The organism is Bradyrhizobium sp. P2_E8, from assembly GCF_056403875.1.
Map to the genome: position 1 here is coordinate 1 of NZ_JBFUES010000083.1, position 13,594 is coordinate 13,594.

Sequence of the window (13,594 nt, forward strand, 5' to 3'; positions counted from 1 at the left end):
GAATCGGATCCTTGACCGGATCGAGGCCCGCCTGGGTTGCATAGTTGGTGTTGATCGCGGCTGCGTCGACGTCGTCGAGCGCGCGCGGCGCCTGCGCGGCGTCGACCTCGATGAACTTCAGCTTCTTGGGATTCTCGGTGATGTCGAGCACCGTGGGCTTGAAGCCCGTGCCATCCTTCAGCTTGATCACGCCCTTGTCGCGCAGGAGCAGCAGCACGCGGCCGCCATTGGTCGGATCGTTCGGGATCGAGACCTTGCCACCCTCCGGGATATCGGCGAAGCCCTTGTGCTTCTTCGAATAGACGCCGATCGGGAAGTTCACAGTCAGGCCGACAGCCTCGATCTTGTAGCCGCGGTCGGCTTTCTGGTTGTCCAGATACGGCTGGTTCTGGAACGAATTGGCCTGGATCTCGCCGGCATCGAGCGCGGCGTTCGGCACGACATAATCGGAGAACTCGAGCAGCTGGATATCGAGCCCCTGCTTGGCGGCGATCGGCTTCACCGCCTCGAGGATCTGCGCGTGCGGCCCCGGCGTCACGCCGATCTTGATGGTCTCGGCGCTAGCTGCGGCCGACCAGGCGGCGAGCACGGTCGAGAGGATCAGGGGGAGGCGAAACGACATCTTGGTCTCCATACGTCTGCGACAATGATTGGAACCGTATTCGCTTCTCCGCAGGATGAAATCAATAAAATGGAAATCCATATTGACGGCCTGGGCGGGCCACACCTTCTCCATTCGGCACCAAACGGGAAACGAATTCGCGGCGCCCGATGGCGCTACAGTTGCTGGCGAACGTGCTGCTGCTGTCTGGCTGTTGGCTTTGCTAGCATCAGGTGAGCCGGGCCTATTCGGACCGCCACGTTGACGGCGACAGCATGACGAGGGCGCAGATCGCGGCATAAACGGCGAGCGACACCGCGACCATGGTGGCGAGCCCCGCCATGCCCGCGCCAAAGCTTGCCACCGCGATCCAGCCGCCGCCGGCGGCGATCAGGATCCGCGCGATCGAGGAGGCGAGCGGTCCCATGGCGCGCCCGGTGCCCAGGGCCGCGAAGGACGTGACGAAGCCGAAGCCGAGGGCGGCATAGGCCGGCGCCACGATGCGCAGATAGGTCATGCCTTCGCTCACCACCTCGGCATCGTGGCTGAAGAGATTGAGCCAGGTGGTCGGGAAGATCGCGACCAAGAGGCCGATCGTCCCGGTCATGACCGTGCCCACGATGCCGCTGATCCAGCCGATCCGACGCGCCCGCGCGGTCTGGCCCGCGCCCATGTTGACGCCGACCATGGTCAGAGTCGCCGTGCTGATGCCGAACAGCAGCGGGATCATGATGTAGTCGAGCCGCGAGGCGATGCCGTAGCCTGCGAGCGCGGAGGTGCCGAACAGGCCGACCGCGCCGGTGACGAGGATGACGGTAAGGTTGGTCAGCACCGCATTGAAGGCGGTGGGGATGCCGACCTTCAGCATGTCGCCGAAGATTCTTGGGCGGAGCGGCACGATGTGCAGCGTCAGGCCGGTCGCACCCGAGGCCATGTAGCGCAGCAGGAACAGCATGGCCGCGCCATAGTAGAGGCCGAAGGCGACGCCGGCGCCGCCGATGCCGAGCCGCGGGATCGGCCCGAGGCCGAAGATCAGCGCCGGCGAGACCGGGATGGTCACGATCGCGCCGACCAGCGTCACCAGCGCGGGCACCTTGACGTTGCCCGAACCGCGCAGTGCCGCTGCCTGGAGGTTGACGATCCACGCCGGAATGGCGCCGGCGAACAGATAGTTGGAATAGGTGGTGGCCGCAGCGAGCGCATCGCCCTGGCCGCCGAGGGTACGGTAGAGCAAAGGGCCGCCCAGGATCACGCCGAGCGTGAACACGCCGCCGGCGAGGATGGCGAGCACGACGGCATGAAACAGCGCCGCCTCGGCGTCGTCGCGACGCCCCGCGCCGACCGCACGCGCCACCGAGGACGCAACGCCGCTGCCGAACCCGCCATTCGACATCATGGTCATCAGCATGAAGATCGGGAACACCAGCGCGGCACCCGCCAGCGCATCGGTGCCGAGAAAGCCGACATAGTAGGCCTCCGCGATATTCACCGCGGTCTGCGCCACCAGCACGGTCACGGTCGGCGCGGCCAGCTTGAGCAGCGTGGGCAGGATCGGCGCGGTCAGCAGGGCCGCTCGCCTCTGCTCCGCCGCGCTTGGGGTGACGGCGACGCCTGGCGCAGCCGCCTGGCGAAGCGGAGCCGCGGCATGGGCCACGACTTGCGCGCCGGACAAGGCCGGGGCGGCGGCATCCTCGACTGACATGGCCATGGTCCTTGCGCGCCTGCCGGACCGCCGCCGATCGGCCGCCCATTGCATGACGCCCATAATGTAATATTATGATCGTAATGCAATAGCCCCCTCCTCACGATTTCGTTGGCCGGGGTGGGCATCCCAAGGAGGCGCGATTGGCGCGGTACGACAAGGGACACCGGGACGCGACACGGCGGCACATCGTCGACATCGCCTCGGCGCAGTTCCGCGAGAGCGGCATCGCCGCCGTGGGCCTCGCCGGCATCATGTCCGAGGCCGGCCTGACCAACGGCGCCTTCTACACACATTTTGAATCCAAGGAGGATCTGGTGCGCGCGGTGCTGCTGGATGCGCTGGAGCGGCGCGAGCAGCGGCACAAGGACAATCTCGCAAACGGCATCGCGCTGGAGACCACGATCCGCGACTACCTCTCCCCGCGTCACCGCGACCACGCAGCGGCCGGTTGCCCGACTGCGGCGCTCGCGTCCGAGATCGCGCGGCATCCCAAGGCGACGCGCGAAGCCTTCACCGGAAAGATGTCCGACATCATCGCGCTGATGGCGGCGCAGATGTCGGATGGCTCGGCTGCGGAGCGGCGGCGACGCGCGATTTCGGTCTATGCGACCATGGTCGGCGCGCTGCAATTGTCGCGCGCCGTGAGCGACAGGCAATTGTCGGAGGAGATTCTGGAGAACGCGGTGAAGGCCGCGCTCACGCTTGCGAATGGGCGCTGATGGTCGCTCGCCGACCCGGCTAGACGATGCCGCTTTGCCGAAGTGCATCGATCGCGGCTGCGTCATAGCCGAGCTCGGCGAGGATACGATCGGTATGCTCGCCGAGCGTCGGCGGGCGGCTCGCGATGTCACCCGGCGTTTCCGACAGCCGCACGGCGGCTCGCGCCACCGGCGCGGGCTTCGGCAAGCCCGGATAATCGACGTCCTGCATGAAGCCGGCGGCGCGAATGTGCGGATGATCCAGCGCCTGTTGCGGGCTGAGCACGGGCCCGGTCGGAATCATGGCGTTGCCCAGCGTGTCGACGGCTTCCTGCGTGGTGCGCTCGGCGCACCAGCGCGCCATCCGCTCGCTGATGACGGGGCCGTTGTTGCCGCGGCTGATATCGTCGGCAAAGCGCGGATCGTTCAGCCACTGGTCCTCCTCGCCCATCAGCTTCGCCCAGCGCTTGAACAGCGGATGACCGGTGACCTGGCACAGCACCCAGCCGTCCCTGGTGCGGTAGATGTCGGCCGGCGCGGCGGTCTGGCCGAGATTGCCTGTTGGAACGCGGTTGACGTTGATGACGGCCTGTTCGATCAGCGTGGCATTGGTGAAGGACAGCGCGGTAGCCAGCAGCGCGCCCTCGACGATCTGCCCGCGCCCGGATTTCGCACGTTCCATCAGCGCGGCGAGCGTTCCGAACGCGCAGTGCAGCGCGGTTCCGAAATCGACCCAGTTGACCGCGGCGCGGTAGGGCGRATCGCCGGCGCCGGTCATGTACACCGACCCCGACATGACCTGGCCGACACCGTCGAAGCCGACGCGGTCGGACCAGGGCCCCGGCCCGCCGAATGCGGTTGCCGTCGTCAGGATGATGTCGGGCTTGATCGCGCGAAGCGAGTCGTAATCGAGCTTCATCGCACGCAGGGTCTGCGGCGGCAGGTTGGCGACGACCACGTCCGCGGTCGCAACCAGGCGGCGCATCACCTCCTGCCCCTCCGGCTTCATCGGATCGAGCGTGATGCACTTCTTGTTGCGGTTGACCTGGAGGAACAGCGCGCCCTCGCCGCCTTCGCCGACCGGCGCGACGAAGCGGTCCTCGCTGCCGTCGCGCTTTTCAACACGAATGACCTCGGCGCCGAATTCGGCCAGCAAGGTCGCGCAATAGGGCCCTGCGATATAGCGTCCGAAATCCAGGACGCGCACGCCTTCCAGAACTCCCCCCATCGACCCTTTCCTTGATGTCTTCCCGCCAGATTACAGGGACTGGTTGCCGGGGCAAGGTGGCTGACAGCATGCCTCTCTCAGCAGATGTGATCGCACGACGGTTCGACTGGCCGATGTTCTGCTCTACTATGGCCCGTCCGTCCCACCCCCAGAGCGCACAGCCATGCCGCAACAATTCGATCGATCCGCTGAAGATCTCGGCAACGCGATCCATTTCGAGCACGTCAACATCCAGGTTCCGGATCAGCGCCYGGCGACGTTATTCTACGTCACGGGACTTGGGCTCACCCGCGATCCCTATCTGATGGTGTCCGACACCAACATGTGGATCAACGCCGGGCGGAGCCAGTTTCACCTGCCGAGCGGCAGGCCGCAGGTGCTGCGAGGCCATACCGGCCTCGTGATCGAGGGACGCGAGGCGCTACTGGCGCGATTGGCATCGGTCGCGAAGAAGCTCGAGGGCACGGCATTCACGTTTGCCGAACACAATGACCATGTCGAGGCCGTCTGTCCGTGGGGCAACCGCATGCGCATCCATGAACCGGACGCTACGCGCTTCGGGCGCATCACGCTCGGCATCCCCTATGTCGAATTCGAGGTGCCCATGGGAACGGCGCCGGCGATTTGCGCCTTCTATCCCGACATCATGGGCATGCCCGCCGCTTTGCGGAATGGCGACGGCAAGGTTGCCGCAGTGAAGACCGGTCGCGACCAGCACCTGCTGTTTCGCGAGACCGATCGGCCGCAACCCGACTATGACGGGCATCACGTGCAGATGTACATCACCGATTTCTCCGGCCCGTACCGCAAGCTGCTCGCACGCGACCTGATCTCCCGCGAGGACAATCAATACCAGTACCGGTTCTGCGACATCGTCGATCTCGACAGCGGCAAGAAGCTGTTCACGGTCGAGCACGAGGTGCGCAGCGCAACCCACCCGATGTTCATGCGGCCGATGGTCAATCGCAACCCCGTCGTCACCAACCGGAACTACGCGTTCGGCCATGATCAGACGTCGTGGGCGATGGGGCCGGATCAGTACGACGGATAGGACGCGGCAAGTTCGGATCCAGCCGCAGATCGCGGCGCGCGCCCACCTCTTCTGCTAAGGTTCAGACGCAGCGGGACAATTTCGACTTTTGCCCGCGCCTTGCCAGTGAGTTTTCTATCAATGATTAAGCGCGGTCTGTCGGTATTCGATCCGCCTAAAGACCTGGTCGACGCCTCTGGGGTGACACCCAAGCTGAGTGAAGACGAGCGCGTTATCTGGATCGGCACGCCAGGATGGTTCAGTACTTTCTTCTGCTCAACGGCAGTTCCTACGTGGGGAGCTTTTTGCCTGGCGCTGTTCGCGTATCATGGAATTTATGCGCTAACACCCGAGCAACACGCCATTGAAGGGCTCGTAAGAGGACGATGGATAGTTGTCTGCGTGATAGTCGTATTTGCCTTCATACCTCAGTTATTCGCGCTGGGGATCGGCGGGGCCTTTGCGTATATTCTCACGACAGAACGAATGATCGTAAAAATCGATCAGACAAGAATGTTCGTCAAATGGCTTAGGTACTTCAAGAGCGTCGCCGATACGGATGGCTTTGCTACATATGATTTGAAATATCTCAACGGCGCTCGCGTCTATGCCGGCTTGTGGAGCTACGGAAATGTAAGCGTCCGCCATATCGTCGGCTCGTTTGGCGAACTCAGATACGACCCATATAGATCTGAGCCAGTTTTTCGTGACCGCAGATGCGTGAAAGTATTCTGGCGCAGGTTGCCTCACTTCCGTTTGGCCGAGACACCTTGCAACGTGTACTTCGGTATCAAGGATGTGGGCAGGCTCGGTGATCTTCTTAATGATCAATGCGCGGCCGATATTGAGCGCATAGCTTCCCGACGACGCTGACGCGAAAGCTGGAGGCCCGTCAAATGGGCTAATTCGGCGGACCGCGCTAATTTACAGGCATGTCTGGAAGCGGCCCTTCGCGACATACCGCGCTGCCGCACGAGCTTGGTCGCTATAGGAGCAAAGCGGAGGTAGTCACCAGTCACATGACGCCGCCGGGTTTATAGGTACACGGCCTAGAACGTCCCGGCCATGGTGAGGCGGAATGTCAGCGGCTCGACCGGGTGCAGCACGTAGTCCATCACGCCGTTCTGACAGACGGCGGTCGGCGCCGTGCCCGATGTGCAGAGATTAAAGAGCGTATCGGTCTTCAGCAGCGAACCGTAGGCATAGGTGATCTGGTTCGTTCTCGCGTTGACATGCGGCGATAGGTCACGACCGAGACGAGCCAGGCGAGCGCGAACAGCGCAATCACCGCGAAGCCGAAATTGGCGAGCGAGTCGTTGACGGCCTCGACCAGCGACCACAGCCCGCCGGACAGACCGAGCCGGTCGCCGATAAGCCCCAACGCCTCGRTGCCGCCGATGAACAGCGCGACCGCGACCGAGGCGCCGGTAATCGTGAGGTTGTACCAGAGCTTGCGATAGGGATCGACGAAGGCCCAGCGATAGGCGCTCACCATCAACGCGGAATCGGCGGTGTCGACCAGCGCCATGCCGGCGGCAAACAGGGCGGGGAACACCAGCACATGCGCGAGCGAGGCGCCGCGCGCGGCTTCGGTGGCGGAGATGCCGAGCAGCCCGATTTCGGTCGCGGTGTCGAAGCCGAGCCCGAACAGCAAGCCGAGCGGATACATGTGCCAGGGTTTGGTGACGAGGCGGAACATCGGGCCGAGCAGGCGCGCCAGGACTCCGCGGGCCGCGAGCAGCGCCTCGAGCTGCGCGGCGTCATGAATGCCTTGCTCGCGCACCTCGCGCAGGATCCGCCACAGGCCGACGAAGATGGCGAGATTGATCGCCGCGATCACCAGCAGGAACAGCGCCGACACCGAGGTGCCGATCAGGGCGCCGATCTCCTTCAGCAGGCCGTCGCCGCCGAGGCTGACGACGCCGAGCGCGAGCAGCGTGGTCGCGGCCAGGACGACCGTGGAATGACCGAGCGCGAAATACAGGCCGACGCTTCGCGGCGTGTCGCCCGCCTGCATCAGCTTGCGCACGACATTGTCGATCGCGGCGATGTGGTCGGCATCGACGGCGTGACGCAGGCCGAACACCCAGGCGAGCAGCGCGGTCGCCATCACCGCGGGCCGGTCGCCGAACATCGCGAAGGCGAAGGCCCACGCGGCGATGTTGGCGGCGATCAGCCCACCGAACAGCACGCCGGGCCCGAACGCCCGCCTCGCGACACCACCTGACTGAACCACGCCACCCCTCCGAGTATGATGTTTATACCGATCCATCATACTCGCCGGCAAGAGCGGGGCCATGTTCGGGGGACACAGCCGGTCACCCGGGAACGCGCGTCTCCACGATCGGCGATGGCGATCGTGACATGGCGACCGCAACTCGCGTCAAGCGCCCGGGCGGCGCATAAGGCGACGGGCCATCGGATCCATCTCCCGTCTCAATGCGCCGCCAGGACGAGCGTTTCGTAGCGATGGCGCAGGTCGACGCGTCGTCCACCGGCGGCTGCCTCGGCGACCGCCAGGGTCGCGATCAGGCTTCGCGCGCCGTCCTCGATCGGCTGCAATGACCGCGCGTTGCCGCGAATGATGTCGCGGAAATGGTCGAGCTGGGCGACGTAGGGGTCAATCGAAGAGGCATGGATGCGCTGGGCCTGGATCGGCTTGTTCCAGTCCTGCGCGCCGCCGGCTTGCGACCATTGCACCAGCGCCGGAAATTCGATCGACCCGGCTCGTCCGAGGAAGCGATAACTGCTCTCGCCGCTGAACGGGAATTCGGGGGCCTCGCCGAGCCCCTGCTCGGACGTCCAGGGCGAGACGGCGCTGTCGCTGATGAAGAAGGTGCCGAGCGCACCGCTGTCGAATTCGATCAGCGCCGCGGCGGTGTCCTCGACCGCAAAGCTGCGCTGGCGGTTCGACGCAATCGCTTCCACGGCGACGATCTCGCCCACGGTGAAGCGCAGGAAATCGATCTCATGGATGAGGTTGATCAGGATCGGTCCGCCGCCGGCCTGCGAGCGCCACGGCGCGATCTCGAAATAGGCGGCCGGCTTGTGGGTGGCCCAGATCGCCGACACCCCGACGACATCGCCGATCCGCTTGTCTCCCAAAGTCGCCTTCAGCGTCCTGACCTGCTGATGGTGGCGGCGGTGATGCCCGACCAGCGACTGGATGCCGGCCTTGCGCACCTCGGCGATCAGGCTTGCCGCGGTCTCCACCGTATCCGTGACCGGCTTCTCGATCAGGATGTGAATGCCGCGCCTGGCGCATTCGATGCCCTGCTCGGCATGAAGCTGGTTGGGCGAGGCGATGATCACGGCCTCCGGCCGCGCCTCGTCGAGCAGTTTCCGGTAGTCGGCGAAGACAGGGGTCCCGGGATAATCGGCTGCGACCCGATCGGCGCTCACGTCCGCGATGCCGACGAGGTCATAGTCGTCCCGTTCGGCAAGCTTCGTGAGGTGCTTCCGCCCGATCAGTCCCGCGCCGATGACGCCTATCGTGATGTTCTTCATCTCACGTCGTCCGTATCTGGGTTGGGCCGCCGGCTTCGCGGCGATGGTCTGGCCGCGACGCTCCGCGCGACTGATGCTCGAGCAGGCGCCTCGTGGCGTTGAACGCCGTGGCGAGCCGGGCCCGCACCGCCAAGGCCGGCAGCGGCATCTCGACGCTGAGGCTGGCGTCTGCGGGAAGCGCTTCGAGGAGCTCGCCGAGCGGCAAGGCGCCCTCGCCCGGCGGCAACCGGCCTTCGCGCGCTTCGGCGATGATGGCGGCATCGCTCGCGGGCATGTCCGCGACGGCGTCGCAGATCTGCACGGCCCGCAAATGGTGCGCGGGTATCGAGATCAAATCGCCCGGCTTGCCGCCGGAACGATGGAGATGCAGCGCATCGACGAGAATGGTGCCGTTGGCCTTGCCGGCGCCACGCACGATCGCCTCGGCCTGCGGCAGCGAGCCAATCGCACGCCAGCGCATGAACTCCAGATCGACACGCAGGCCGAATTGCTGCGCGAGGTCGCAGAGATCAGCGAAATGCGCAGTGAGGCGGACCGGATCGTCGTCATCCCCCGATGCAATGACCGCCACCGCGCCGAGGTCGGCGGCGGCTTCGAACAGGCCCGCGAGCGCCGGAATGTCGACGCGAGGTGTGAGCTGAACGAACTCGATCTCGTTCAGGCGCACCCCCTCGCCGGCGAGAGACCGTTTGAGCTCACGGTGCGCGTCCGTTCCCACCCGCGTCGGATAGGCAGGTCCGCCGGCTGTCACGGGGATCACGCGCAGGCCGATGAAGCTGAAGCCGGCACGCGCGGCCTCGGCCGCAAGCGCGACAGGCGCAAGGTCCAGTGCCGTCAGATGAGCAAGGCCGAGATCCGTCATGGCTAATTAATCCGTAGGTTAATTACAATTAATCCACGGGATAATTGCTGTCAAGGACCGCCGATTTCGCTATGGATGGAGGGGCAAGCAGGCCTGGCCGGATGCAAAGGACCGAACCGCCGGATGAGACCCAAGGAGAAGCCTGTCGCGGACGACGCGAAGCAGCCGCCGGTGCGGCGGCGCGACCGGGAGCGCACCAAGCGCGAGATCCTGGAGATCGCATTCGCGGAATTCGCCGAGAACGGCCTCGCCGGCGGCAATACCGATGCCATCGCCGCGCGCGCCAACATCACCAAGCGGCTGATCTTCTACTACTTCAACTCCAAGGAAGAGCTGTTCACGGCCGTGCTCGAGATGGCCTACGCCAAGATGCGCACTGCCGAGCAGGAGCTTCACCTCGAAGCGCTCGAGCCGGAGGCCGCGATTCGCAGGCTGGCCGAGTTCACCTTCGATTTCGACCAGGCCAACCCGGAATATGTCCGGCTGGTCACGATCGAGAACATCCATCGCGGCCGGCATATCCGCGGCAGCAAGAAGCTCAGGGAGATGACGCGGCCGATCGTCAGCCAGATCGCCGCGGTGCTGGACCGGGGCATTCGCGCCGGCGCGATCCGGCCCGGCATCGATCCGATCGAACTGCACATGTCGCTGAACGCGCTCTGCTTCTTCTCGGTTGCGAACCGGCATACGTTCGAGGCGCAATTCGCAACCGACATGTCCTCGCAGAAGGCGAAGGCACAGCGGCGGCTCGAAATCGCCGACCTGCTCTGGCGCTACGTGCGGAGCGACTAGCGAAGCCGAATTGACGATGCCCCGCCGGGCTGGGCCCGATGCATCGTCGCGGCGGCACGACCGCGCCATACGCACCTTCGTCATTTCGTCGCAGGCGTTCCCCGCCTTGTCGGCATTGCCGCCTCGTCCATGATGAAACATGATGGGTTGCCGGGGACGACTTTTCTTTGCGAAGGTGGAGCTCATCCGATGAACGAGAACGAAATCCGCAAGGCCATCGCGGAGGTGAAGGACGGCACGCTGTCGCGGCGCTCGTTCATCCGGACACTGGCCGCGGTCGGGATCGCGGCGCCCGTTGCGAGCCAGATCCTGCTCTGGAACGATGTGGCGATGGCGGATGCCACCTTGCCATACAAGCCGACCAAGGCCGGCGGCGGCGGCCCGCTCAAGATCCTGATCTGGCAGGCCCCCACCCTGCTCAATCCGCATTTCGCGCTCGGCACCAAAGACCAGGTCGCCTCGCGCATCTTCTTCGAGCCGCTCGCCGGCTGGGACAAGGAGGGCAACCTCATCCCCTGCCTCGCCGCCGAGGTTCCGATCAAGGCGAACGGCGGCCTCTCGCCGGATGGCACCAGCGTGACCTGGAAGCTGAAGCAGGGCGTGAGGTGGCATGACGGCAAGCCCTTCACCGCCGACGACGTCGTCTTCACCTGGCAATATGCCGCGGACCTGGCGACGGCGGCGTACACCACGGGGTCCTACCAGAACATCAAGGTCGAGAAGATCGACGACCACACCGTCAAGGTGATCTTCAAAGCCCCGACCCCGTTCTGGGCCGACCCCTTTGTCGGCTCCGTCGGCCAGATCCTGCCGAAGCATCATTTCGGCGACTATGCCGGCGCAAAGTCGCGCGACGCGCCGGGCAATCTGAAGCCGGTCGGCACCGGACCGTACAAATTCGTCGAGTTCAAGCCGGGCGATTTGATCCTGGCCGAGCGCAACCCCGACTATCACGTCAAGAACCAGCCGCATTTCGACACGATCGAGGTCAAGGGCGGCGGCGATGCGGTCTCCGCCGCGCGCGCCGTGCTGCAGACCGGCGAATACGACTATGCCTGGAACCTGCTGGTGGAGGACGAAGTCCTCAAGCGCATGGAGGCCAGCGGCAAAGGCAAGGTGGAGTTCACGCTCTCCGGCGGCGTCGAGTTCATCGTCCTCAACACGACGGACCCGTGGACCGAGGTCGACGGCGAGCGTTCGAACGCCAAGACCAGGCACCCGACGCTGTCCGATCCGGCCGTTCGCCGGGCGTTCAACCTGCTGGTCGATCGCGAGGCCATCCAGAAATTCATCTACGGCCGCGCCGCCGTCGCGACGGCAAGCTTCGTCAACCAGCCCAGCCAGTTCAAGTCGAGCAAGCTGAAATACGAGTTCAACGTCGACAAGGCGAACAAGATCCTCGACGAGGCCGGCTGGAAGATGGGCGCTGACGGCATTCGCGAGAAGGACGGCAAGAAGCTCAAATACGTCTTCCAGACCTCGATCAACGCCCCGCGGCAGAAGACGCAGGCCATCATCAAGCAGGCCTGCCAGAAGGCCGGGATCGACATCGAGATCAAGTCGGTCACCGGATCGGTGTTCTTCTCGTCCGACGTCGGCAACCCCGACACCTACTCGAAGCTCTATTGCGACATGGAGATGTACAACACGACGCAGCCGCAGCCTGATCCGGAGCGGTTTTTGAACCAGTGCGTGTCCTGGGAGGTATCGTCCAAGGAGAACAAGTGGCTGGGCCGCAACGTCTCGCGCTGGTCCGATCCCGAGGCCGACAAGGCCTACAAGGCCGCGCAGAGCGAGCTCGATCCGGTCAAGCGCGCCGCGCTGCTGATCAAGGTCAACGAGATCTTCTGCGAAGCCAACGTGCTCGTGCCGCTGCTCTCGCGCAACATCGTCGGCGGCTCCGTCAACAGCCTCATGACCGACATCTCGGGCTGGGACGTCACGACGTGGAATCTGGCGAGCTGGTACCGGAGTTGAGGGGGGACGCTTCTCACCGTCGTCTTTGCGACAGCTTCAGCTCCGTCATCCCGGCGACAACGGCTTCGCTGTTGCGCGGGGGTGACGGTGATGGAGTTGCGCGAGCAGTCTCCCCATCACCGCCGGGGCCTGAGCACGGCGGTCATCAACGGCTCTCCAGCCATTCAAGGCCGGCAGATCGTCGCGCCGTCCGTCTACTGCCTGGGATTGAGAGCATCATTCAGGCCGTCACCCATCAGGTTGAATCCGATGACGAGCGCAATGATCGCGAGCCCGGGCCAAAATGCCATCCACGGCGCCTCGCCGAGAAATTGCCTGGCAACGTCGAGCATGGCGCCCCATGACGGGGCCGGAGGAAGCTGGCCAAGCCCCAGAAAGGCCAGGCTCGCCTCAGCGAGAACTGCAATCGCCATGGTCAGCGTCGCCTGCACGATCGTCGGTGCAAGCACGTTCGGCAGCACCTGTCCGGTCAGGATGGCGAGATGCCCGAGGCCCTGGGACCGGGCCGCCGCGATGTAATCCTCGGTGCAGACAACCAGCGTCTCGGCACGCGCAACACGCACGAAGACCGGCACCGCGGAAATGCCGATGGCAATCATCGCGTTTTGCAGGCTGGGGCCCAGGAACGCGGCGAGCGCAATCGCCAGCACCAGAAATGGGCAAGCGAGCAGCGCATCGGCGAGGCGCGAGATCACCATGTCGGTGAGGCCGCCGAAATAGCCGGCGATGAGACCAAACGGGAGGCCGATCAGCACCGCGACCGTCACGGATATCATGCCGGCGGCAAGCGAGGCCTGCGTGCCGAAGATCACGCGCGACAGCACGTCCCGACCGAGATCGTCGGTGCCGAACCAGTGTGCCGCACCAGGTGCCGCGCGAATCGCCATCCAGTCCGGCGAGTTTGGATCGTACGGCGCAATCCACGAGGCAAACAACGCCAGCACGACGAAGAACAGAATGATCGTGGCCCCGATGACGGCGGATGGTTCGCGCAACAGGCGACGAACTTCCGAAGGAGCGGCGGCGCGCGCCTGACTTGCGACCGGTGCCGTCTCAATCGAGCTCATGGCCTGAGCCTCGGATTGAGCAGCACATAGGCGACGTCGGCAATCAGGCTCATCAGGAGGAACAAGGCGGCTGTGCAGAGCACGACCGCCTGAACCACGGCATAATCGCGGCTGAACACGCCGTCGA

The 13,594-nt window shown here is 64.8% G+C and carries 12 protein-coding genes and 1 pseudogene; 5 read left to right on the forward strand and 8 right to left on the reverse strand.

Going from position 1 to position 13,594, the window contains the following annotated elements; genetic code table 11:
* Together AC1D00_RS07180 and AC1D00_RS07185 are read right to left on the reverse strand one after the other, a co-directional pair.
* Positions 1–634: MetQ/NlpA family ABC transporter substrate-binding protein (locus tag AC1D00_RS07180; RefSeq protein ID WP_477010179.1), on the reverse strand; the 634-nt coding region annotated here is incomplete at its 3' end.
* Positions 635–845: 211 nt separating this feature from the next.
* Entirely contained in the window at positions 846–2,303 is a 1,458-nt protein-coding gene (locus tag AC1D00_RS07185) for an MATE family efflux transporter (protein WP_477010180.1), read from the reverse strand.
* 143 nt (positions 2,304–2,446) lie between these two features.
* On the opposite strand from AC1D00_RS07185, the gene AC1D00_RS07190 reads away from it, so the two are divergent.
* On the forward strand, positions 2,447–3,025 hold the full coding sequence (locus AC1D00_RS07190) for a TetR/AcrR family transcriptional regulator (protein ID WP_477010181.1): 579 nt from the start codon (positions 2,447–2,449) through the stop codon (positions 3,023–3,025).
* Positions 3,026–3,044: 19 nt separating this feature from the next.
* On the opposite strand, the gene AC1D00_RS07195 is transcribed toward AC1D00_RS07190, so the two are convergent.
* Positions 3,045–4,232 (reverse strand): CaiB/BaiF CoA transferase family protein, encoded by a 1,188-nt coding sequence (locus tag AC1D00_RS07195; protein WP_477010182.1) that lies wholly within the window; start codon positions 4,230–4,232, stop codon positions 3,045–3,047.
* Between the two features lie 163 nt (positions 4,233–4,395).
* Between AC1D00_RS07195 and AC1D00_RS07200 the strand changes: the two genes are divergently transcribed.
* Both AC1D00_RS07200 and AC1D00_RS07205 read left to right on the forward strand, forming a co-directional pair.
* Entirely contained in the window at positions 4,396–5,283 is an 888-nt protein-coding gene (locus AC1D00_RS07200) for a VOC family protein (RefSeq protein ID WP_477010183.1), read from the forward strand.
* A 120-nt stretch (positions 5,284–5,403) separates the two neighbouring features.
* Positions 5,404–6,135 (forward strand): hypothetical protein, encoded by a 732-nt coding sequence (locus AC1D00_RS07205; protein WP_477010184.1) that lies wholly within the window; start codon positions 5,404–5,406, stop codon positions 6,133–6,135.
* Positions 6,136–6,445: 310 nt separating this feature from the next.
* On the opposite strand, the gene AC1D00_RS07210 is transcribed toward AC1D00_RS07205, so the two are convergent.
* The 3 genes from AC1D00_RS07210 to AC1D00_RS07220 all read right to left on the reverse strand — a co-directional run bounded on the left by AC1D00_RS07210 (position 6,446) and on the right by AC1D00_RS07220 (position 9,631).
* A complete protein-coding gene (locus AC1D00_RS07210; protein ID WP_477010185.1) occupies positions 6,446–7,534 on the reverse strand; it encodes a HoxN/HupN/NixA family nickel/cobalt transporter in 1,089 nt (362 codons plus the stop codon).
* A 164-nt stretch (positions 7,535–7,698) separates the two neighbouring features.
* Entirely contained in the window at positions 7,699–8,769 is a 1,071-nt protein-coding gene (locus AC1D00_RS07215; protein WP_477010186.1) for a Gfo/Idh/MocA family protein, read from the reverse strand.
* 1 nt (position 8,770) lies between these two features.
* Complete coding sequence (locus tag AC1D00_RS07220) at positions 8,771–9,631, reverse strand: sugar phosphate isomerase/epimerase family protein (protein ID WP_477010187.1); 861 nt, start codon at positions 9,629–9,631, stop codon at positions 8,771–8,773.
* A gap of 123 nt (positions 9,632–9,754) precedes the next feature.
* On the opposite strand from AC1D00_RS07220, the gene AC1D00_RS07225 reads away from it, so the two are divergent.
* Both AC1D00_RS07225 and AC1D00_RS07230 read left to right on the forward strand, forming a co-directional pair.
* Positions 9,755–10,423: a TetR/AcrR family transcriptional regulator gene (locus tag AC1D00_RS07225; protein ID WP_404553375.1), complete on the forward strand. Its 669-nt coding sequence runs from the start codon at positions 9,755–9,757 to the stop codon at positions 10,421–10,423.
* Positions 10,424–10,612: 189 nt separating this feature from the next.
* Complete coding sequence (locus tag AC1D00_RS07230) at positions 10,613–12,400, forward strand: peptide ABC transporter substrate-binding protein (protein ID WP_477010188.1); 1,788 nt, start codon at positions 10,613–10,615, stop codon at positions 12,398–12,400.
* A 194-nt stretch (positions 12,401–12,594) separates the two neighbouring features.
* Here the strand turns inward: AC1D00_RS07230 and AC1D00_RS07235 are convergent, their stop codons facing one another.
* Together AC1D00_RS07235 and AC1D00_RS07240 are read right to left on the reverse strand one after the other, a co-directional pair.
* Positions 12,595–13,467: an ABC transporter permease gene (locus tag AC1D00_RS07235; RefSeq protein ID WP_135179378.1), complete on the reverse strand. Its 873-nt coding sequence runs from the start codon at positions 13,465–13,467 to the stop codon at positions 12,595–12,597.
* Positions 13,464–13,594, reverse strand: a pseudogene (locus tag AC1D00_RS07240) (ABC transporter permease); the annotation flags it as partial. The pseudogene AC1D00_RS07240 and the gene AC1D00_RS07235, both read right to left, overlap by 4 nt.